Origin of the sequence: Gordonibacter faecis, assembly GCF_030077735.1 — a bacterium.
GTDB lineage: Bacteria > Actinomycetota > Coriobacteriia > Coriobacteriales > Eggerthellaceae > Gordonibacter > Gordonibacter faecis.
This window is the reverse complement of the sequence record NZ_JASJEU010000007.1, coordinates 21,437-41,715: the sequence shown is the minus strand read 5'-3', so window position 1 is coordinate 41,715 and position 20,279 is coordinate 21,437. Positions and strand designations below refer to the sequence as shown.

The following is a 20,279-nucleotide window of genomic DNA, read 5'->3' as shown; positions in this document are numbered from 1 at the left end:
CATTTATCCTGCTCATATGGCCTATCCCCAACTTGGATGTCCAAATCATAATCGTATTCTCTCTATTCCTTCAAATAGCCCATCGATGTCACGCTTAACCTCATATGCATATTTGACGTCAAGAATATTGTGGCTGACAAAATTGTCTACGCAGTCTGTGATAATTGAAGCAGCCCTGCTGATATCGGAGTTTTTTGCTGGGAAGACCGGAGACCAGCAACCAGTGCCCTCCCATGGCAAGCCCTTAGAATTCATTAGCTTTATATCCTTCGACATCAGGGGCTCAAAAGCCCTGTAATATTCATCAACAGAGAATGCATCTAAGGTTGACGATGAGATATATACTCGCTCCGCGGCGTATCCAAAGGAGCAGACAAATAGCCTTCGGTTTCCTTTTGATTTATCAAGCAGGGATAGGGTCTCTAGAGAAGAACTGCAATCAATAATGATGTCAAAACATTTAAATAGTTTCTCGTCTCCGCGTCCAAGGGCGTCCCGACTTTCAACTTGCGCCATTGGATTGATCCCGTTTAATACATCGGAAACAGAAGATGCCTTTGCATATCCGGCATTGTTCGCAGCGAGGAGATGGCGAGTAATGTTCCGTATTTCGAATAGGTCTGAATCAAAAACGCAGAGATCAGTGACTCCTCCTCTAATCAGGTTATTAGCAACTAAACTCCCTAACGAGCCAACACCTATAAGAGCAATTCGAGATTCACATAGCTTCTCTGATAGGCGGCCTCGCGAATGGAGCTGATCACGAGAGCAATTGACGCTTGTCACCCAATCAACTCGCGTATTGGATGCGAAGGTCTTGTGCTTGTCTACGATCTTCAAGATATCCCTCTTGTGAACGCCAGATTTTCCAAATTCCTGCCCATTCGAAAGAGCTGGCATTTTTAACACAAACCATGAGAGACATCTCGCATCTCCCCCAACAATATCTGGACATGCCACCCCTATGGCAAGATAGTGCCTAACACCATCGCGCAAGTCCATGGAGTGTTGACCGACAATCTCGTCTAAATCTATCCCTTCGCTTCTTGCCCAAATACGGAGTTCCCCATAGGTGTTAGGAGATTGCCAGTTTCGGATATGGGGGACAGATGAGGCGATAAGCCAGATACCTTTATGGGTCTTTTTCTTTTTGTTACGTACGAAAGCTGCGCCCCAGACTGGAGAGTAAACGGTGCAATTATCATTTCCGTAAAAACAGGATAAGCAAACTAACCCTGGGCTGCTTTCGAGCATCTCGAGCCACCCGCTCAAGTAAGCGGGATGGCTCTCCCAGATCATTTGCGAAACCTCATCTTCAGCATAGAGGACAACCTCGCCTGATCCTATATTCTGCATAGGGAACTCAACGCGATCGCCGTCTTTTAGCAATTTGCAATCGTTAGCAGCGTTTAACCATTCCAAAAACTTTTCCATATGCGAAAATAGCGTGAAATCCGCATCGCCCCTTATGGACCACTCGGTATTTTCTGTAAAAAGGCACAACCGACCTGATCGGCAGTATTTTCCGTGAGGCTCAAGTCCATTGTTCGATTGATGCGGATAAGTGTCCTCTATGCCTCCGTCAACCGAAGGAAATATTCTGACAAAACCATCAGGGTACGAATCCTCGACAACGGCCACCCATGTCGTTTTTGATGGCAGTTTGTTGCCAGCCTTTAAGTTTGCTTGAAAGGCTAGGCACCAGCAAGTAATGGAATCATCCCATATCCAGTCTTCCGCAACGATTTGAGGCTGAAGTTCTTCCAGAGCCCTGCGGGCGCGACGAAACGAATCCGGCAGTTCAGGGCTCATGAGAACCGCGCTTCACCTAGCGTAGTAGCAGCGCCTGCTCTTGCCGTAAACTTTGCTTTGCTTTCTGGTTCTGGCGCGAGAGGAAACTCTTCTCCAAAAAGCTCATTCCACTTTGTCGAAGCTTCGTAAGTATTTTCGGCGTCAAATGCCATACGCGCGAAAGAAGCTGCCTCAACGATAGCGTCATAGAACTTTGCGTAATCGCTCTGAGAAACACTCGACATAACGTCATTGGGTAGACCCCTGTCTGGCAAAATTGGTTTGGTAGAGCCAAGAGCAACAATGGATTCGAAGGTTAGGGTTACCCCTTCTGCTACAGATTCGATTCCGTCGGGACAGCAATTTCCAATCAAGTGCTCCAATGGGTAGCCTTTAGGGTATTTCTTGTCTGGATGCTTCGTCCTCCACCACCATTTGATTGCTTTGACAACGTTTACGTAATGTCCAGAGCAGCTTGCGTTCTTTTCGATAGTCCAGCTGATCTGGCTGAGCGGATCCGTATCTTCCCAAATCTGTGCTTCGCGATTAGGAATCCTTAAGGGTTCGTTCTTCCAATCGTCGCTTGAAAGTATGCGATTGATTCCCTCCATTGTCCTCGAACCGTACAGATCCACTGTTGTCCCGCTATTGACAAGCGCTTCGACATCCAATGATGAAAAGAGAGCGTTTTTTGTTGCTTCGGAGCGGGAGAAAGCCTCACTTGGAGCGGATGTGGGCACAAGATCAATATCCGCATCATCTAGATGAATTCCCCAGGACCTTCCTTGTCGCTCATATCTACCCGAATAGTTTTCCTCTAGAAATTCGACAAACATGTCGAGTGCTTGCGAAGGTGTGTACTCATCCTCCTTGATGTTGGTGACCACCACGACATCAACATCGGAACTTTGTCCGGCAGCGGGCTTGATTATGGTTGAGCGTCTATAACTGCCTTGGAGGAAAGTGCTTACAATCGCCTCTCTAAGATCATCGCTTTTCTTCAAGCTCTCTCGTAGTCTTTCATGGGCCTCGATGAGCGCGGACCGTTGATCATCAGTCAGCCTGATTTCTTTCAGAAAATCATCGAAGTACGAACGCATATGCGGAATGCTTGTCATAATCCCCTCCCTGAACTGGTTTATCTGCTCTCGGTTTGAAACTTCGAAATACGATTTTTCATTGCGTGGTATACCTATAAATACTGTATTTGCAGAACAGTTGTCTCCCTCCCTCGATTCTCTGTTCGCTCAGACCCGATCCCAAGACTAATACACAGCCGCTAGCTCGCAACAAATAATGAAGCATATCGACTGACACCTACTGACACCTACTGACACCTACTGCGATGTACTGGCACCCGTCGAAATGGACCACTAGTCGGAGTGATGCTGGTCATCTTTGATCGAATAGTACTGTTCCGGGTCGTTGTTGGAACTTCCGTGCCATTGGAGGTAGTCCCTGTTCGAAAGTCTCTTAAGCAGCGCAGACGCAGCTTTTCGAGACAAGCCAGTTGCGTCAACGAGGGCGCGAGTGGTCACCCTGCCCGTTCTCCCTACGATCCTAATCGCTTCCTTTTCGTTCTCCGTTAAACGCTCAATTTTGTCAGGCTCTTTGTTTGTCGGCAAGTTGTACTCGGGGGCTTTTTGCAGCGGTAGCGTCAATATCGTCCGATCAGGCCCGTACTCCTCCTCATAAGAAGGTTCGGCGTATCCGGCCGCCTTCCAACCGTGAAAAATCTTGGATATGCCGCTGCCAGCACGCTCGCCTGCGTCGATCATGGCAAACATTTTGAGCATGGTTGCGTTGCGCGGATTCGATTCTCCTGGCAACATGGCCTTCTTGAGGGGGATGCGAAACTCACCCGGATTGGCGATGGTTAGCGCATCGTCTTTCCAGAGGCAGACGATGCCCCGACTCTCGTGATAGTTTGCGTTGGTTACGCAGTTCACAATGGCCTCGCGCAGGGCTTCATGAGCCGGGGTATCGTCGACACGCTCTATTCCCTCCAGCTTAAATGGCACTTTCAAGGAAGCCTTGAGCTTGTTGTATACCCTGATATAGAAATCATAGACATTACCCGACCAGTCTCCTGAGAACGAAACGAACCTATCCTCCCAGCGCGTGTCAGAACTTGTCTCCTGCCGATAATCTAAGAAATAGTTCGGGAGTACGCGCGTTATCCAGCAATCTTTGCCGAACATGAGAACCCCTGCGTATGTCGGTCTGAGGATCCCATCCTTGTCTTTCCCGGCCGCACCCAGAAAAGTCAAAAAGTCCTCGTCGCTGGCATCGTTCCAGATATGACCCTCGTTTCTAAACTCAAAACGCTTGCGGTACTTCCTCACCGTCTCGTAATCGATGTAATCCATATCGGCATCTTCTGCGATGCGGGAATCGTCGCTTGTTGTTCCTGCATCGCGCAGCATAGACTGTATTTCCTCGCGCGTGCAGCGATGGTCCCCCGTATGCGTGCGTCGCCAAGTTTCGCCCAGTATATCCTTGTTCAGGAACACCGGCCTCATCACCCTGCTAACCCGGGGCACCTCTATGACGATGACCTCTTTGCCGTCAACGACCTCTATGCGCGCATCCTCCTCTTGCAAGAATCTCGCGCTCAGCTTGTCCTTGCTTAGAGCTGCGTTCCAGAAGTCGTCGAGCATCTTATGGGCATCGTCAAGCCCGGCGACCTCGAGCGTTTTGTCTTTCCGCTCCTTGGCTCCGAGCACTATGATCCCTCCCGACGTATTGGCGAAAGCGCAGACGGATTCCCAGATGCTTTTAGGAATGCCTCCTTGCGCCGCCTTCGCTTCGAGGCGGTTGCTCTCTTTGTAGCTGTCGAGTTTGCTCAGGTCCACGCGCGTCCTTTCCTGCGTCCCTCCATTCTACCAGCAATCCGCGAATCGTTTCAGCTTTGCGCGGACGTCGACGAGGAGAAGGCCGAGGCGTACGTGCGCGGCACCAAGCTGGTTCTGGTGGACGCGGTGAACCTCGACTTCGACGCGGTGGCCCTCGGCGGCGAGTACGACGACGTGCTTACCGAGGACGACGTGGTAGCCGTCTTCTCCAAGAAGAGCCCGTGGGACCGCCAGTCGGTCTGCCGCAAGGCCCGGGCGCGGGCGGCGGCGGAGGCCGAGACGGCGCGGCTCGAATCCCTCGGCGTGCGCGTGGAGGAGCGCAAGGCTCTCGGCAAGGGCTACCACGGCTGCGAGGGCGGGTGCGCGCATCCGGGCCTCGTGGCGGTCGTGACGCCCTACGAATGGGGCGAGCGCGCCGACGTCACCTTCTACTGCGACGACGAGTCGCACGACTACCAGCCCACTCCCGAGGAGATCGAGACGACCGAGGCCTTCCGCAAGCGCTGCGCGAGCCTCGAGGCGATGGGCGAGCACATCACCGAGTTCGCCAAGGAGGCCTTCCCGAAGTTCCCCGCCACGGGCCAGGCGAAGCTGCGCCAATGGGCCCACGAGGCCTTCGAGGCGGAGTACGGCTGCGAGCCCGACGACGCCTGGACAGGCTTCAAGCAGCCCAAGGGAAAGGCGCTCGACCAGTTCGTCCTGATGCGCGCCATCCCGACCTGCATCCCGGACATCCCCGAGCGCGCTCTCTGGTCCGACTACAAACCATGGCCCTACGACCTGGACGATCTTCTCGGGTTCGAATATTTCCCCCGGTTGCGACATGGGAGATTTAGTCCCATAGCAGTAACGGCTATTTCTAAAACAGGAATGCGCTGAATCTATCTTTAGAGTGGTAGGGCTTTTAGTGTTGGTTGGTTTTCGTCTCGCCGAGGCCCTTTAAGCGAAGCGTACGTCAACCTCGACCTTGCGCTTTTGGACGAAAGATCTTCCGAACGCTCCTTGTCCCACCCAAGCGAGCTCAGTTCGGCCCTGAAGTGTCGATTGGGGTTGGTGCGACGCTCCTCTTCGATGGCGGCCTCGAGCTTCGCGATGATGAGCGCCTTGTCGAGCGGCAGCATGCCCATCACTGGAACGGCGTTGGATTTGCTGGAAGCCTCCAAATGCACGCGGAGCTGGATCTCGCTGAGAAATGTCTTCAACTCCTCCAGCCGCTCGGCTTCGTCTGGCATCGTGAAAGATCCAGAGCGCACTTCTTCATACAGCTTGGTTCCCGGAAAAGCCGTGAGGGAGCTGACGGCGATGATCTTCGGGTTCAACCGGTTCAGCACGTCGGCGGTAGTGTGGGCGTGCCACCGGCCGCGCCCGGCGCCGAGGAGACCCGTCACATAAGTCACGTTGTACTCGATGCCGGCACAATCGAGCCGCGTGAGCTGCTCGATCACGTCGCGTGCGGTGTAGCCTTTGCGCGCGAGCGCCAGCGCTTCGTCGTTGCCGCTTTCCACGCCTATCGTGAGTCCGTTGACCTGAAGTGCGCGCAGGCGGCGTAGCTCGCCGTCCGTCTTGCGGGCGATGTCGCGCACCGAGGCGAACATGGCTATGGACTGGCATTTGATGAGCCGGTCGCGCACGGCGTTCGCACGCGCCTCAAGTTGCTCGAAGCTCATCTGGAAGGGGCTTCCCCCGGTGAGCCAGAGCCTGCGCGTGTTAGGAATGCAAGCTTTCACCTCGTCGAGCTCCCGCTCGAACCGCTCAAGGGAGCCGACGGAGAAATGCTCTTATTCGTATAAGCTGCAAAATGAGCACGTTCCCCACGCGCATCCCGTCGTGGCCTCGATGATCGGCGTATCCCGTTCGTAAGGCGGCCGCCAGGTCCTTCCTGAAAATTCCATGATGTTCGCCTCCTACAACGACCAGATGCTCTTGCGGTAACGCTGCAGCTGTGATTCGTCGGCGCGTGAGATTGCGTGATCGAGCGCGCCGACGAGGCGATCCTTGTCGCGCGGTATGCTTCCCGAGATCTGAACGGCATCCGACACGTGCGCCGTGGACACGAAGGCGCTGCACTCCAAGTTCGCGATCAACTCGCGGATCTCACGCAGCGATTCGATCTCCTCCGCAGGAGTGAAACGGCCCTCTTGGATGTCTTCGTAGAGCTTCGATTCCGGGAAGATGGTCATCGAGAGGATGCCGATGAGGATGGGATGGACTTGGTTGAACACCTTGGCCGATGCGAGTGCCGCTTCCACGCCCTTGTCGGCTCCTGCGATCCCCGTAAGGTAAAAAAAGCTGTAGCTGATACCTGCCGCATCGAGTCGTGAGCACTGCTCCACGATGTCGGCGCCCGTGTGGCCTTTGTCCATGAACGCGAGGGCGGGGTCGTAGCCGCTTTCAACGCCGATGGTCAGATTGTCCACCCCGAGCGCGGCTAGTTCTTCCAAGTCGGCTTCGCTTTTGTGCTTGAGGTCGCCAATGCGGACGAAGCCACCTATAGTTTCGACGGAGGGGAGCGCCTCTTTTATAAGGTTAAGGATGGGGACGAGGCGCTTGTTGGCAACGCCGAACGGGTTTGCGCCCGTCACGAACACGCGCCGCACGTTGCGCGAATACCTTGCGAGCTCCTTCAGATCGGATTCGATCTCGTTTTCCGGTGACAGTCTGAAGGGCGAGTCGTACAAGCTGCAGAACCGGCAGCGATTGTGCGTACAACCGGAGGTCACTTGGAGAAGCGCAGAATTCGCTTCATAGGGAGGCCTCCATATAGTGCCAGTGAAGTGCATGGCAGTTCCTTTCTCGTTGCGGCCTTGCGGCCGTGCCTTTTGCTTGGTACCATCATCTGCAATCAACTTCGGTAGTTGAAGTACTGTCTTTTTTCGTAGTAGAACAGGTGACCCAAATGGCAAAGCGGACGGGCGACGAGATTGAGCGGTGCAAATCGGTCTCCACGCTTCAGCGCATGATCGGCGGCAAGTGGAAGATCGAGATACTGTTCTACATCGCGCTTAAAAACGTGAGCCATTTCGGGCAGCTCAGACGGTGCATCGGCAACATTTCCGAATCTACGCTCTCAAAGCAACTGCGCGAGCTGGTCGAAGACGGCTTTCTCGCTCGCATCGACTACGGCGAAGTGCCGCCCCGCGTTGAATACCGGCTGACCGCGCGTGGCGAGAGCTTCGTGCCCATTCTCCTCGCCATGAAGCAGTGGGGCGAACAGGAGCTCAACCTTTAGGAGCTGGTGATCAGGCAAGACGGACGGCATGGATTGATTTAGAGGCCAAGAGATCCATCCTAGAGATGGATTATTCGCCAAAGTTCTTCCATGAAAGGGGCAGGTAAGGTTATAATCCAGTTTCAATGCGGGTGTCGCCAAGTGGTAAGGCCCAAGCTTCCCAATTTTTCGGCTGGACGTCCCCTGCAGCCATCTTCAAATCACACGTGAAAATAATACCTGTTCAAAGCGCTGTTTTTTCGGAACGCGACGCTGCGCGGGAGGTTCCCGAAACGTCGGGCACTGGAACGATGCTGGGCTCCTTCCAGCGTCTTTCCAGCGAAAACGCCCCTCCGCACCCGAAAAAGACCGTTTCGTGCCCGAAACGGTGATTTTTTCGTGGATATTCCGAAAAAACGCCTCTGACCTCGCCTTTCGTCGAGCGGCATGCCCCGTAGGCAGCGAGAAGCTGCGGAAGGGAGGCTGCCATGCCGTGCAGGACCATCGCGATCGCGAACCAGAAGGGAGGGACCGGCAAGACGTCGACGGCGCTGAGCCTCGGCGTCGCCCTCGCGCGCCGCGGGAGGCGCGTTCTCCTCGTCGACGCCGACCCGCAGGGCGACCTCACGAAGTCGCTCGGATGGGCCGACCCCGACTCGCTCGAGACCACCATCGCCGACCACATGGCGGCGGTCATCGGGGGCTCCGACGACGACCCGCGCGCGGGCGTCCTCGGCCACCGCGAGGGCGTCGACCTCATGCCCGCCAACATCGAGCTCGCCAACATCGAGCTCCCGCTGCTCATGGCCATGTCGCGCGAGCGCGTCCTCGCGACGTGGGCCGAGCCGCTCAAGCGGGGCTACGACTACATCATCTTCGACTGCGCCCCCACGCTCGGGATCGTCCCCGTAAACGCGCTCGCCGCCGCCGACGGCGTCATCGTCCCCGTGTCGGCGGAGTACCTCCCCGCGTCGGGCATGGCCGGCCTGCTCAGGACCGTCGCCCGCGTGAGGCGGGGCATCAACCCCGGCCTTTCCGTCGAGGGCATACTCGTGACGCTCTACGACGCGCGCAACAACCTCGCGCGCGAGGTCGAGCGCACCGTACGGGGGATCTACGGCGGCGACTACCGCGTGTTCGACGCCGTCGTGCCCCGCGCGGTGTCGGCCGCGGAGTCCGCGGCCGCCGGGGAGAGCGTGTTCTCCTACGACGGCAGGGGGAAGGTCGCCGCGGCGTACGCGCGGCTCGCCGAGGAGGTCGATCGCCGTGGGTAGGAAGGTGCCGAGGCTCGACCTGCCCGCGGTCGACGACCTCCTCACGTCGCAGGCCGAGCGCGACGAGGCGCGCCTCGGAGGGGCGAGGCTCGTCGGCCTCGACCTGATAGACCCCTTCCCCGGGCACCCGTTCCGCGTGGCGGACGACGCCGAGATGGCCGCCCTCGCGCAGAGCGTGGCGGAAAACGGGATCCTCGTGCCCCTGACGGTGCGCCCCTCGGAGGGCGGCCGGTACGAGATGGTCAGCGGGCACCGCCGGAAGAGGGCGGCCGAGCTCGCGGGGCTCGACCAGGCGCCGTGCCTGGTGCGGGACATGACGAGGGACGAGGCGGTCATCGCGATGGTCGACTCGAACCTCCAGAGGGAGACCATCCTGCCGAGCGAACGGGCATTCGCCTACTCGATGCGCCTTGAAGCCATGAGCCACCAGGGCCGCCGCACCGACCTGACTTGTGCGCAAGTTGCGCACAAGTCGGACGGCAGGAGGTCGCGTGACATCTTAGCCGAGGAGCTCGGGGTGAGTAAGGACAGGATCCGGCGGTTCGTACGCTTGACGTTCCTCGTCCCGGGCATACTCGCCCTCGTCGACGAGGGGAGGATGAAGCTCTCCCCCGCCGTGGAGGTGAGCTACCTGGAAAAGGCCGAGCAGACGCTCCTCCTCGACGAGATGGGGCGGCAGGCGTGCACGCCCTCGCTCGCCCAGGCGGCCAAGCTGAGGCGCTACTCGAGGGAGGGGGCGCTCACCCCGGGGCTCGTCAGGTCGATCATGGAGGAGGAGAAGCCCAACCAGGCCGAGCAGGTGAGGATCCCCAAGAGGAGCATCGCCCGGTTCTTCGGCCCCTCCGCGACCCGCGAGGAGATCGAGGGGCGCATCGTGCGGGCGCTGGAGCTGCTCGAGCGGGCGGAGCGCCGGCGCGCCGCCCAGGAGAAGGGAGGGGAGCCGTGGGCAATGTGATCCACAGGGGCAGGGGCTCCTTCACCCACGTCGAGAACACCGTGTTCTTCGACCGCTCGCTGAGCCTGAAGGCCAAGGGCATCTACTGCCAGATCCGGTCGCTGGAGGGCAACCCCGAGTGGGTCTTCACGATCCGCGGGTTCGCGTCGCTGGTCCGCGACGGCATAGACGCCGTCACCGCCGGCATCAGGGAGCTCGAGTCGGCGGGCTACATCATCCGCGCCCGCAAGAGGGGCGCGAGCGGGCGCTTCCTCAAGGCGGACGAGGCGACCTGGGTCACGCTCGACGACCCCGCCATGCACGCCGCCGTGTCCGACGAGCTGCGCGCGGAGGGGTATGCGATCCTCTCGGAGTTCGACCGCAACCGCCCCGCGCCGAGGGCGGCGGAGGCCGCGGAGGGCGGCGACGGCGCCGGAAAAGCCCAGATCGCGCCCAGATCGGGAAAACCCGTATCTGGTGAGGCGCCGTCGGGGAGGCCCACGTCGGGGAAAACCAGATCGGGAAAATCCAGATCTGGAGAATCCGGCGCTATTAACTACTCACGGGATAAAACAACTGAACCGAATCAACGGCCCCTCTCCTCCTCCCCCCGGGAAGCCGAGGGCGAAGGCGGGGGCGGCGCCTTCGAGCCCTACAGGAGAGGCGAGTTCCCGGAGGAGTTCGAGCGGCTGTGCGCGATGTCGCTCAAGCCCGTCACGGCGCTGAGGTTCAAGCGCGACTGCCACGAGGCGTGGCGGCGCAAGGTCGCCTCGGGCCTGCTCCCCGGCCAGATCGCCGACGCCTACGCCGCGTACGCGAAGGACTACTGGCTGCGCAACGGCGACGACAGGCGGCTCGCGAAGAACCTGCTGCGCTGGATCGAGGGAGAGGACGGGCTGGCCGCATGGGCCGACGAGCCCATACCGCCCGACGTCCTGGGGTGCGACGGCGAGCCCCTCGACATGCCCGGCCTCGCGAAGGCCGACCCCGGCTTCGCGGCGCTGTGGCGCAAGGTCGAGTCGCGCCGCGCCGTCGTGCGCTCGCTGCTCTACGACGAGCGGCCGGGCGCGACCGAGGAGGACGTCGCGGAGAGGTGCGCGGCCGACGGGCCCTACGGGAGGTACATGGCCGCCTGCGAGGAGCGCTACGACCGCTACCTCGCGCTGTGCGGCCTGGCGGTAGGTGGAAGGAGGGCGTCGTGAGGATCGTCGCGAGGTTCGCGAAGTGGCTCTTCAGGGCCGTCTTCAGGTTCATGTGAGCGGCGGGCGCCGCGCGCCGCCGCGCGCCCGCGTTGTGCTTTTCGGATGGGGCGGGGATTCGGCGCGTATAATGGGGCGGTCACCCTAACTGAATACTCGTACGCCAAATACCGGACAGAGGGGCATCTGCCGTTTTGGGTATTTGGCGTACATTTCCCAACAGGGTGACAACTGAGGTGGATGCCTCTCTCTTCATGCCCCGGAGGACATCCTTCCCTCGACCGCCGTGCCAAGGAAAGGGAGCCCCATGGAAGGCATCCGCAGCACCAATCTACCCCAAGAATCCATCGACGCAATCGTGCGCTCGACCGAGCGACTCGAAGGAGCCGCGTCCATCCTCGCCATGCTCGAGGAGAAGGCCGGCAGCGAGAGCGTGACCCCGTCGGAGATAGCCGCCGTGAGGTGCGTGGTGGAAAGCTGCGCGTCCGAACTCGACGGAGCCTGGGCGGAGGCATGAGGCGGCCCGATAGACTAATTCATAGACTAGATAGACTAATCGATTAGTCTATCTAGTCCGCGCCTTGGCTTGTCGGAGCATCGCAGAGCCCGTCCTACTGACACCCTACTGGCACCCTACTGGGAATTAGCTCCATTCTTCTCAACCATGCCCCCAGACACCGACAACCTGCCGAGACCGCACATCGCTTCGCGGTGCGGTAATCTCGGCGATATGGCATCTTTGGCGGCGTTCTCGGGTTAACCGGGATAATTGCGCTACCGGTTATTACCGTTCTACCTGCTCTTATCTAAATACAGAGAGATAAAACCCCGGATTTATCCGGATAAGCTCGGATAAATCCGACATCCGCTATCCGGGGCTCCACCCACGGTTTTCGCCCTTCGGCTCGTACTTGATTCAACCCGAAACGCTTTGCTTCGATCCCGACAGCCTGATCTTCGCGTTTGGACTGGTACTGCTCGCATCGTCTCGCTCGAGCACGCCCTCGTCGACCAACTCCTCGATGACTGACCTGAGTGTGTCGTTCGCTTTGGTATATCCGAGGACGCGCGCGATCTCACTCATGGATCGCTCCCGCTCGACGAGCTCTGCCGTCACTGCCGATCTCAGCTCCTCCCTCGTCCTGCGTTTGCGGGATCCCGAGCTCTTTCCTTCCTTCAAGCTCTCCCCCTCTGGTGCTTCAGTAGCATTGAGTGTGGTGGCAGCCGCGAACTCGGGGCTCAGCCCGAAGGTTACGCAGAAGAAGGACCTCTCTGCGTCGGTCTCGAAAACCGGCTTCGGGGATCCGTTCGCCTCGAGTGCCGCAAGCATGGTCGGCACGCCCGTGTTCCGTCCCTCGGCAAGCTTCAGCTCCTTGAGGAAATCCCCTATCCGGCGGTTGCGATATCTCCTCGCGACGAGTCGACAGTGCGCCAGGTTGTCATCGGTGATGGAGCGGTCGGGCCCTGGAAAACTCGTGATGGAAAGCCTGTCCGCTTCTACCCTGACCGTGATCGGTTCCGGTATTTGGTACGACCTGTGGTAGACCGCGTTGCAGAGAGCCTCCTCCACAGCGGCGTAAGGGTAGTTGTAGACCCGGGACGCCTCCGCCTCGTCCGGGCGCTTGACCACCACCTCCGCGATGACGTTGTTCTGAAGGTAGCGGAGCGCGTCGGAGAGCTGCTGGTCGAGTGGCCCGCGAAACGTCCTCTCAACCATTCCCTTTCCCGTGGGATCCGGGATGTCCACCACCTCGATGAGGGCTTCGCGGAAGAAGTCCGCGGGATCGTCCGAGAAGAACATGAGCCCGACGTTGAGCGGCCGCACGTCCTCTCTCGGTCCGTCGGCGACCTTGATGTCAACGGCTATCTCGTCGGGCGACATGCCCTCGTACCTCAGGGAGCTTCCTATCTTGTTCAGGTAGTCCGCCATCCTCCCGAACCTGAGGTCTGACATCTTGCTCCGGTGGTTCACGCGATCGTCGAAGGGTATGTTCCCACCGATGGAGGCGAGCTCCCTCAGGTCCGCGTCCGATGCCTTGACCGTGTTGGAGAAGCGGCGGACATAGCAGGCGGCGTCAGCCGATCCCTTGCCCAAGGAGACGGGCGCCCTGTACGGTCTCTCGTACCCGCCCGGCGCCCAGATGAGCAGGAGGTCCTTCCCTTCGTAGCGTACAGGCTCGCACGCCGGGAGGTAGAGCGGGCGTATCGAATGGCAGAGGCGCAAGAGGTTCTTCTGGATGGCGTCGAGGGAATCTGGAGAAACGCCCTTCACAGGCTTCTTGGGCCTGCCGCCTTCCTCCTCGACGCCCACGACGATGTAGCCGCCGCCCCAGTTGTCTATGTCGTTGGCGAACGCGCACAGGGTGTGCACGATGGCTTCGGGGTTCCAGCTTTCCTTGTACTCTATGCGGGCCTGCTCCACCACCGCCCCGTCGATGAGCGCGTCTACCGTTATCGGGATAGCCATGGCGGTCCTTTCATCTGGGCTTCAGCACTCCGATTATACCAGCTTCCCCATAAGCTTCCCCATAAGCTTCCCCATAAGCTTCCCCATAGCCGCATCGTGATCTCGCCGGGACGGTTCCGATGCGCTGAGGCGCCCCGCATGCTCCGATGGCTCATGCCCGCGTAAACGAAGCCAACGCGCCGAACCCGGCCCCTCGCCCGACTCGGGCAGAACCCGCCCGAAGACCCGGGGCTCGCGCCGCCCCGGACCCGCGCCCAAGGGCGGGCCCTTGGGGATCCCCTCCCCGGCCCTCGGGCCGGGAAAGCCCCCACCCTCCGCATCCAAGACGTTCGGGCCTCGCGACGGCAGCCTGCCGCGGAACCCGCTTGCCCGGCAAGGGCCGCGATGCTTTCCCGAGTTCTTTCCCGGAAAGCGCGCCGCGATCCCGCGAAACAACCCGGGAAACCACCGGCCGCGGGGGCGGCCTTCGCATTCCCCCCTTGCCGCGCGCGGAACCCGCGCTGCCCTCCGCTCGCGCTGCGGGCGTCCGGCGGCCATCGAGGCACCGAACGGAAGGGAGCCGCGCCAGGGGGCGCGGCGCGAGGACGAGGGAGGAAGACATGCCGAGAAGGGCGAGCGCTCCGACGAACACGCAGGCGATGTGGGAGTTCTGCAGGCACTGCGGGACGCCGTTCCCGCCAGAGGATACGGCGGTGCGGGGCGTGTGCCCCGAGTGCGCGGAGGCGCGCTATGAGCCGTGCGGGAGCTGCGGCCGCCAGACGCCGCGCGGCGAGCTGGCGGAGGCCGAGGGCGACCCGAGGCGCCTGTGCCCCGCGTGCGCGGCGGAGCTGACGGAGGTCTGCGGCGACTGCGGGCGGCGATTCCCCCGCGGGGCGGAGGGTTCCGCGCGCGACGCGCGGGGGCGGGCGCTGTGCCCCGAGTGCGCCGAGAGCTACGGGGCGTGCGGCGCGTGCGGGGAGCTGTTCCCCGAGAGCGACATGGTCATGCGCGACGGCGCGCCCCTGTGCTGGCACTGCTCGGCGCGCAGGCTCGAGGGCGGCATCTGCTCCTACGGCTACAAGCCGCGCCCGCGCTTCCACCGCGCCGAGGGCGAGTCCGATGACTCCCTCGTGCTGGGCGTGGAACTCGAGATGGACGGCGGCGACAGGGCGGCGGCGGTCGCGCGCATCGCCGAGAAATGGGGCGAGGAATGGCTCTACTTCAAGAGCGACAGCTCGCTCGACCGCGGCGTGGAGCTGGTGACGCACCCCATAAGCCCCGCCGTGCTCATGTCCGACGAGGGGCGGGCGCTGTGGGCGGACGTGCGCGCCGCCGCGCTCGCGGAGGGCATGCGCAGCCACGACACCGCGACCTGCGGCCTCCACGTGCACGTCAACCGCGACTTCTTCGGCAGGGGGGAGGCCGCGCGGGCGCTCGCGGAGTACAAGCTGCTCACCGTGGCCGACCGCTTCTTCGAGCCTCTGGCGGTGTTCAGCCGCCGCAGGCGGGACAGGCTCGACCAGTGGGCGGGGCGCACGCTCCTGCCCGCCTCCCGCGACGGATGGCTCGCGAGCGCCAGGGGCGCCTCCCGCGCCGCGCGCTGCGACCGCTACCGCGCAGTGAACACGACCAACGAGCACACCATCGAGTTCAGGCTGTTCAGAGGGACGCTCAAGGTCGAGACGCTGCTCGCCACCTTCCAGTTCGTCGCGGGGCTGTGCTGCGCCGCGAAGGAGAGCACGCCGGGCAGGCTCCAGCGCGTCAACTGGTACGAGCTGGCGGACGCGGTGATCGGAGCCTGCCCGACGGAGACCGACGAGCTCGAGGCGTACCTGCTCGAGCGGGAGCTTATCACCGAGGAAAGGAGCGCGGAGCTATGTGCGTGATCGTCTACAAGCCCAAGGGGGTCGCCATGCCGGCCCTCGAGACCCTGCGCGCGTGCTGGGAGCGCAACCCCGACGGCGCGGGGCTGATGTTCCCCGCGGGCGGGCGCGTCCGCTGGAAGAAGGGGTGCATGGAGTGGGAGGCGTTCGAGCGGGCGCTGCGCCCCGTCGCCGAGCTGAGGGACTCCCGCGAGCTTCCCGTCGCGCTGCACTTCCGCATCGCCACCCACGGAGGGGTCAAGCCCGGCTGCTGCCACCCCTTCCCCGTGTGCAAGGACTACGGGCGCATGCGCGAGGCCGAGGGGAGCTGCGAGGTCAGCTTCATGCACAACGGGACGCTCGCGGGGCTGGAGACGCGCGCGGGAGTCTCCGACAGCATGGCGTTCGCGGCGGGCGTCCTCTCGCCGCTGCGCGCGATGTGCTCCGACCTCGTGTCCGACGGGCGCGCCGCGCGGCTCCTCGCCGCATCGACCCAGGGTTCGCGGTTCCTGCTCATGGACGGCGCGGGCGATGTGGCCGTGTTCGGGCGGTGGTTCGCCGAGGACGGGGTGCTCTACTCCAACCTCAACCACCTCGCCGCGCCGAGGAGGGAGCCGCGATGGGGCGAAGGCTCGCAGGGGCGCCTCTTCGACGCCTTCATGGGCTTCGATCCCGCCCCCGCCGACTTCGCCCAGCTCGGGCTGTTCCCCGCGTGCGCGCTCTGCCCGCTGCTCGAGGAATGCGCGGAGTACCTGCCCTACTGCGCGGACGAGGCGCAGGCCGCCGAAGCGGCGGAGGCGATGTCCGCCTGACCCGCGCCCGAGGCGCCCGAGGCCGCGGCCTCGGGCGCCTCGGCGGCGCTTCCAAGGTCCACCGCCCGCCCCTCCGCCGACGCCGCGGGCGCGCAGCGCGCGCCGCGCGCCCGGCAGCCCGCCCCGGCGGGGCGGGCCTTCTCCTCCCGGGGCGGCGCCCCCTCCCGAATCCCTCCCCGCTCCGAGGGAACCGCCCCGCGCAGCCCCCGACGTCGCCATGCAGCCGCGGGCGCGCCGGGGGCGCAAGGGCCGCGGAAAACCTTCCGCCGGGAAGCCGGGGGCTCGGCGGAAGCTCGGGCCTGCGGTTTCCGCTTCCCCCCTTGCGCGCCCGACGCGGCGCGCGGCCCGGGCGCGCCGACGGGGCGCCGCGCAGGGCGGGCCCCACGACGGACCAGGAGGTCGGACGATGGGAAACAGAGCCGTCATCACCACGCGCGAGAGGAAGGTCGGGCTCTACCTTCACTGGAACGGCGGCCGCGACACCGTGGAGCCGCTGCTGCGCTACTGCGAGCTGCAGGGCTACCGCCCGCCGAGCGACGACGACTACGGGTGGGCACGGCTCGCCCAGGTCGTCGGCAACTTCTTCGGCGGGAGCACGTCGGTCGGGATCGGCGCCTACACGACCGACGCCCGCATGGACCCCGGCGACAACGGCATCTACGTCATCGAGGGGTGGCGGATCGTCGAGCGGCTGCGTGCCGAGCGGCGCGGTGACGGGCCGCCGCGCGTCGTGCGCTTCGCGGAGGAGCGGGAGCGGCGTCGCGGCCGCGGCTTCGACGAGATGCTGCGCGCCTTCGACGAGGCCATGCCCGAGCGGCTGCGGCTCGGCGAGTTCCTGGACGCGGTCGAGGTCCCGGTCGGCGAGCTGCGGGTCGGCGACGAGGTGTGGCTGCGCGGCGTCGACGGCTCCTGGGGGTCTTACCCCGTCGTCGGGTTCGGGCAGCCGGAGTGCAACAGGATCCCCGTCCGGGTCGAGGCCCCCGGCGGCACGGCGAGGATCGCGTACCCCGACCGGCCCTACGTCGCCCGCTACGGCCGCGACGGCGGCTTCTCGCGGAACGCGAACAACTACGTCCACGGCGACACCGCGATGATCAGGCCCCGCGCCCAGGAGGGCTAGCGCTCGGGGCGCCCGTCGGCGCGGCACGGCGGGCGCCCCCCTCGCGCATGCCGGCTCCCCCTCGAACCTCCCCGATCCCGCCGGACCCCCCGCCGCCTCGGTCCCTCCATCCTCGCCGGGAAACGGGCGCCCCCGCAAGGGCCGCGAAAACCTTCCGCGCGGGGAGGGGCGCGTCCACGGCGCGCGGAAGCTCGAGCCCTCCGGGTTTCGCTTCCTCCCTTGCGGGGCCGCCCGAACCCCGGCGGGGATCGGGCCACGAGGCGGGGCGAAGGGCCCGGCCGAGAGAACGAGGAGGTCATCATGAAGGATCTGCAGAGGCGCGCGAGGCTGGCGGCGGCGAGGTACCTCGAGCGCCGGGGGTTCGACGTCCTGGACGTCGACTGGCGGTTCGGCGGCCGCTCGATCGACATCGTGGCGCGCGAAGGGGAGACCCTCGTGTTCGCCGCGGTCGAGGTTCGCGAGGCTGCCGAGGCGGGGTTCCCCCCGAGCCTCAACGACGAGGCCCAGCGCGCCGAGCGCGAGGCGGCGGCGATCGCCTACCTGGCGTCGGCCCGCCCCGACGACGGCCCCGTCAGGTTCGACGACGTGAGCGTCGTGGCGTTCGCGCCCGACCGCGCTTTCATCCGCCACCAGCGGAACTCGCTCGGCGAGGTAGCCGAGCCCGAGTCCGAACGAGCCCTCGCGGGGGTCGCCTAAGACCTCCTGGCCCCTCCGCAGGGGCGCCGGCCCCCGACCCGCCGGGTCGGGGGCCTCTTCCGCGCGCGTTCAGCTCGCCGAACCCGTTGACACGCCATGCCCGAAGCGGTACCGTTGCCGCCGACAGCGAATCCGAGACGGAAGGCGCGCGATGAGGCCGCTTTGCATTGGAGAAGCCCTGGGCACGGCCGCCGACGAGGCAGCGCGCAGGGCGAAGTAGGGAAAGAACCGTCGGCGTGAGGCGAGGCCCATTCGGGTTCCCGCCGGTCGCGCCGTGCTCGATCCGGAAGACGCCGCGGGCCCTCGTCCGCGGCGTCTCCGCGTTCCGGGGATCCGGGACGCGGCAGGAAGGGCGGCCGCATGGCGCGCCGCCTCCGTCCGGATCGAAAGGCTTTCCCCATGTCCTCTGAAGCACCCTATTTCGCCGAGGGCTCTCTGCCCCGGCGCATGGCATCCTTCTCGGTGCCTCTCGTGGTCGCCAACCTTCTCCAGTACCTCTACCAGTTCGTCGATATGGCCATAGTCGGCCACGTCCTGGGCGAGACGGCGCTCGTCTCGGTGAGCAACGCCTCGTCGGTCGCCTTCGTCATCAGCTCCGTCGTGATCGGCCTCACGGCAGGGGGCGGGGCGGTCGTCGCGCGGCGCGCCGGCGCCGCCGACGTCCCCGGGCAGCGCAGGGCCTTCGCCGCCCTCCTCGCTGTCTGCGCAGCGCTCTCGGCAGCAATCGCCGCCGCGAGCGTCTTCGGAGCCGCCCCGCTGTTCTGCGCCATGGGCGTACCGGCGGAGGCGGCGGCGGACGCCGCCTCCTACGTCCGCGTCGTCGGCGGGGCGTCCTGCTGCTCGTTCCTCATGAACGCCGCCTGCGCGTTCCTGAAGTCGCAGGGCGACGCGCGCACGCCGATGCTTGCGATGGCGCTCTCCGCGGTGGGCAACGTCGCGCTCGACCTCCTGCTCGTCGCGGGGCTCGGCATGGGCGTTCCGGGCGCGGCGTGGGCGACGGTCGCCTCGCAGGGGGCCGCCGGCGCGGCAGCCCTCGCCGTCGCCCGCACGCGCTTCTCCGGTGCCTGCTCTCTCGCCCTGTCCCTGCGCAGCGCGCGGACGGAGGCCTTCGAGGTGCTGCGCCTGGGCATGCCGGGCGCCGTGCAGCAGGCGGTCATCAACGTCTCCTACGTGGTCGTGACCGCCATTCTGAACTCGTACGGGGCAGACGTCGCCGCGGCGGCGGGCGTGGGCCTCAAGGCGAGCACCCTCGCGGGCCTTCCCTGCTGGGCGGTCGGGCAGGCGGTCACCACCGCAGCAGCTCAATGCGCAGGCGCCGGCAAGCTGGGACGCGCCGCCGCATCGCTGCGTGTCGGGCTCGCCCTCGCCGTCGCCGTGACGCTCTCCATGCAGACCCTCATCCAGATCTTCGCCCCGCAACTCGTCGCCGCGCTCGGCGCGCAGACGTACGGCGTCTTGGAAACGGCGGTCCTCTACCTGCGGATCACCTGCAGCGTGAACGGACTCTTCTACGCGGCGATGTACGTCTTCGACTCCTTCGCGCTCGCCGTGGGGGCGCCGAAGGTGGTGCTCGCGAACTCGCTCGCGGACGCCTTCGTCGGCAGGGTAGGTCTCGCCGTCCTGCTGGGCGCGGCGGGATTCGGCTACGTCGGAGTCTTCGCCGCTCAGGCGGCTTCCCCTGTGCTCCCGTCCGCCGTCGGCGCGCTGTACGCCCTCCGTTGGGCGCGGAGGCGCGTTTCCGACCGCCGTCGCTGACGGCGGGGGCCAAGCGGGAGGGGAAGAGTTGCAGCGCGTTCCGATGGACGACGCCGACCGCATGGTCGCGATGCTTGAGCGGGCCCGGCAGATCCGCGGCATCAGCGTGGCCGAGCTCGCGCGTCGCATAGGCGTCGACCGCAAGCGGCTCTGGCGCGTCCTCAACGGCCAGCGCGCCATGCGGGTCGACGAGTTCGTCAAGCTGTGCGCCTTCTTCGGGGTGGGGATCGGAGCGTTCGCGCAAGCGAGACAGGTCAAAAGCGCCGGCCGGGACCCCTTCCCCTAAAGCGCCCGGCCGGCGCCCCGGCTCCTCCCCACCTTTTCCCG

17 protein-coding genes and 1 pseudogene are annotated in these 20,279 nt (G+C 63.6%); 12 read left to right on the top strand and 6 right to left on the bottom strand.

Annotation, left to right across the window (positions count from 1 at the left end):
* Positions 1 to 45: 45 nt before the first annotated feature.
* The 3 genes from QNJ86_RS03670 to QNJ86_RS03660 all read right to left on the bottom strand — a co-directional run bounded on the left by QNJ86_RS03670 (position 46) and on the right by QNJ86_RS03660 (position 4,646).
* On the bottom strand, positions 46 to 1,812 hold the full coding sequence (locus tag QNJ86_RS03670; protein ID WP_283831240.1) for a ThiF family adenylyltransferase: 1,767 nt from the start codon (positions 1,810 to 1,812) through the stop codon (positions 46 to 48).
* On the bottom strand, positions 1,809 to 2,909 hold the full coding sequence (locus QNJ86_RS03665) for an SMODS domain-containing nucleotidyltransferase (RefSeq protein ID WP_283831239.1): 1,101 nt from the start codon (positions 2,907 to 2,909) through the stop codon (positions 1,809 to 1,811). The genes QNJ86_RS03670 and QNJ86_RS03665 overlap by 4 nt, the downstream gene beginning before the upstream one ends.
* A gap of 255 nt (positions 2,910 to 3,164) precedes the next feature.
* Positions 3,165 to 4,646 (bottom strand): ATP-binding protein, encoded by a 1,482-nt coding sequence (locus tag QNJ86_RS03660; protein WP_283831238.1) that lies wholly within the window; start codon positions 4,644 to 4,646, stop codon positions 3,165 to 3,167.
* A gap of 93 nt (positions 4,647 to 4,739) precedes the next feature.
* On the opposite strand from QNJ86_RS03660, the gene QNJ86_RS03655 reads away from it, so the two are divergent.
* Positions 4,740 to 5,525 (top strand): hypothetical protein, encoded by a 786-nt coding sequence (locus QNJ86_RS03655; RefSeq protein WP_283831236.1) that lies wholly within the window; start codon positions 4,740 to 4,742, stop codon positions 5,523 to 5,525.
* An 8-nt stretch (positions 5,526 to 5,533) separates the two neighbouring features.
* Here the strand turns inward: QNJ86_RS03655 and QNJ86_RS03650 are convergent.
* Positions 5,534 to 6,394, bottom strand: a pseudogene (locus tag QNJ86_RS03650) (radical SAM protein); the annotation flags it as partial.
* A gap of 156 nt (positions 6,395 to 6,550) precedes the next feature.
* Complete coding sequence (locus tag QNJ86_RS03645; RefSeq protein WP_283831234.1) at positions 6,551 to 7,426, bottom strand: radical SAM protein; 876 nt, start codon at positions 7,424 to 7,426, stop codon at positions 6,551 to 6,553.
* 116 nt (positions 7,427 to 7,542) lie between these two features.
* Between QNJ86_RS03645 and QNJ86_RS03640 the strand changes: the two genes are divergently transcribed.
* The 5 genes from QNJ86_RS03640 to QNJ86_RS03620 all read left to right on the top strand — a co-directional run bounded on the left by QNJ86_RS03640 (position 7,543) and on the right by QNJ86_RS03620 (position 11,778).
* Positions 7,543 to 7,875: a winged helix-turn-helix transcriptional regulator gene (locus QNJ86_RS03640; protein WP_283831233.1), complete on the top strand. Its 333-nt coding sequence runs from the start codon at positions 7,543 to 7,545 to the stop codon at positions 7,873 to 7,875.
* A 467-nt stretch (positions 7,876 to 8,342) separates the two neighbouring features.
* Positions 8,343 to 9,128 (top strand): ParA family protein, encoded by a 786-nt coding sequence (locus QNJ86_RS03635; protein ID WP_283831232.1) that lies wholly within the window; start codon positions 8,343 to 8,345, stop codon positions 9,126 to 9,128.
* Positions 9,121 to 10,083 carry a ParB/RepB/Spo0J family partition protein gene (locus tag QNJ86_RS03630; RefSeq protein WP_283831231.1) on the top strand — a complete coding sequence of 321 codons (963 nt, stop codon included), beginning with the start codon at positions 9,121 to 9,123 and terminating at the stop codon, positions 10,081 to 10,083. The genes QNJ86_RS03635 and QNJ86_RS03630 overlap by 8 nt, the downstream gene beginning before the upstream one ends.
* Positions 10,071 to 11,264 (top strand): helix-turn-helix domain-containing protein, encoded by a 1,194-nt coding sequence (locus tag QNJ86_RS03625; protein WP_283831230.1) that lies wholly within the window; start codon positions 10,071 to 10,073, stop codon positions 11,262 to 11,264. The genes QNJ86_RS03630 and QNJ86_RS03625 overlap by 13 nt, the downstream gene beginning before the upstream one ends.
* Before the next feature lie 304 nt (positions 11,265 to 11,568).
* On the top strand, positions 11,569 to 11,778 hold the full coding sequence (locus QNJ86_RS03620) for a hypothetical protein (RefSeq protein ID WP_283831229.1): 210 nt from the start codon (positions 11,569 to 11,571) through the stop codon (positions 11,776 to 11,778).
* Positions 11,779 to 12,177: 399 nt separating this feature from the next.
* Here QNJ86_RS03620 and QNJ86_RS03615 read toward each other — a convergent pair whose 3' ends face one another.
* Positions 12,178 to 13,728, bottom strand: a complete 1,551-nt coding sequence (locus QNJ86_RS03615) for an RNA/DNA-binding domain-containing protein (protein WP_283831228.1) — start codon at positions 13,726 to 13,728, stop codon at positions 12,178 to 12,180.
* A 977-nt stretch (positions 13,729 to 14,705) separates the two neighbouring features.
* On the opposite strand from QNJ86_RS03615, the gene QNJ86_RS03610 reads away from it, so the two are divergent.
* From QNJ86_RS03610 to QNJ86_RS03585, 6 genes are all read left to right on the top strand, one after another.
* Positions 14,706 to 15,593, top strand: a complete 888-nt coding sequence (locus tag QNJ86_RS03610) for an amidoligase family protein (RefSeq protein ID WP_283831227.1) — start codon at positions 14,706 to 14,708, stop codon at positions 15,591 to 15,593.
* Entirely contained in the window at positions 15,584 to 16,381 is a 798-nt protein-coding gene (locus QNJ86_RS03605; RefSeq protein WP_283831226.1) for a hypothetical protein, read from the top strand. Before QNJ86_RS03610 ends, QNJ86_RS03605 begins: the two co-directional genes overlap by 10 nt.
* 406 nt (positions 16,382 to 16,787) lie before the next feature.
* Entirely contained in the window at positions 16,788 to 17,501 is a 714-nt protein-coding gene (locus QNJ86_RS03600) for a hypothetical protein (protein WP_283831224.1), read from the top strand.
* Positions 17,502 to 17,801: 300 nt separating this feature from the next.
* Entirely contained in the window at positions 17,802 to 18,197 is a 396-nt protein-coding gene (locus QNJ86_RS03595; RefSeq protein ID WP_283831223.1) for a YraN family protein, read from the top strand.
* A 399-nt stretch (positions 18,198 to 18,596) separates the two neighbouring features.
* Positions 18,597 to 19,952, top strand: coding sequence for an MATE family efflux transporter (locus QNJ86_RS03590; RefSeq protein WP_283831222.1), 1,356 nt, complete (start codon positions 18,597 to 18,599; stop codon positions 19,950 to 19,952).
* Between the two features lie 43 nt (positions 19,953 to 19,995).
* Positions 19,996 to 20,238: a helix-turn-helix domain-containing protein gene (locus QNJ86_RS03585; RefSeq protein WP_283831221.1), complete on the top strand. Its 243-nt coding sequence runs from the start codon at positions 19,996 to 19,998 to the stop codon at positions 20,236 to 20,238.
* The last annotated feature ends 41 nt before the right edge of the window (positions 20,239 to 20,279 follow it).

Bases quoted from the DNA above. Each gene is read 5' to 3' on its own strand.
- QNJ86_RS03670 (WP_283831240.1), bottom strand. From the start codon at position 1,812: ATGAGCCCTGAACTGCCGGATTCGTTTCGTCGCGCCCGCAGGGCTCTG.
- QNJ86_RS03665 (WP_283831239.1), bottom strand. From the start codon at position 2,909: ATGACAAGCATTCCGCATATGCGTTCGTACTTCGATGATTTTCTGAAA.
- QNJ86_RS03645 (WP_283831234.1), bottom strand. From the start codon at position 7,426: ATGCACTTCACTGGCACTATATGGAGGCCTCCCTATGAAGCGAATTCT.
- QNJ86_RS03640 (WP_283831233.1), top strand. From the start codon at position 7,543: ATGGCAAAGCGGACGGGCGACGAGATTGAGCGGTGCAAATCGGTCTCC.
- QNJ86_RS03635 (WP_283831232.1), top strand. From the start codon at position 8,343: ATGCCGTGCAGGACCATCGCGATCGCGAACCAGAAGGGAGGGACCGGC.
- QNJ86_RS03620 (WP_283831229.1), top strand. From the start codon at position 11,569: ATGGAAGGCATCCGCAGCACCAATCTACCCCAAGAATCCATCGACGCA.
- QNJ86_RS03615 (WP_283831228.1), bottom strand. From the start codon at position 13,728: ATGGCTATCCCGATAACGGTAGACGCGCTCATCGACGGGGCGGTGGTG.
- QNJ86_RS03610 (WP_283831227.1), top strand. From the start codon at position 14,706: ATGGTCATGCGCGACGGCGCGCCCCTGTGCTGGCACTGCTCGGCGCGC.
- QNJ86_RS03605 (WP_283831226.1), top strand. From the start codon at position 15,584: ATGTGCGTGATCGTCTACAAGCCCAAGGGGGTCGCCATGCCGGCCCTC.
- QNJ86_RS03600 (WP_283831224.1), top strand. From the start codon at position 16,788: ATGGGAAACAGAGCCGTCATCACCACGCGCGAGAGGAAGGTCGGGCTC.
- QNJ86_RS03595 (WP_283831223.1), top strand. From the start codon at position 17,802: ATGAAGGATCTGCAGAGGCGCGCGAGGCTGGCGGCGGCGAGGTACCTC.
- QNJ86_RS03590 (WP_283831222.1), top strand. From the start codon at position 18,597: ATGTCCTCTGAAGCACCCTATTTCGCCGAGGGCTCTCTGCCCCGGCGC.
- QNJ86_RS03585 (WP_283831221.1), top strand. From the start codon at position 19,996: ATGGACGACGCCGACCGCATGGTCGCGATGCTTGAGCGGGCCCGGCAG.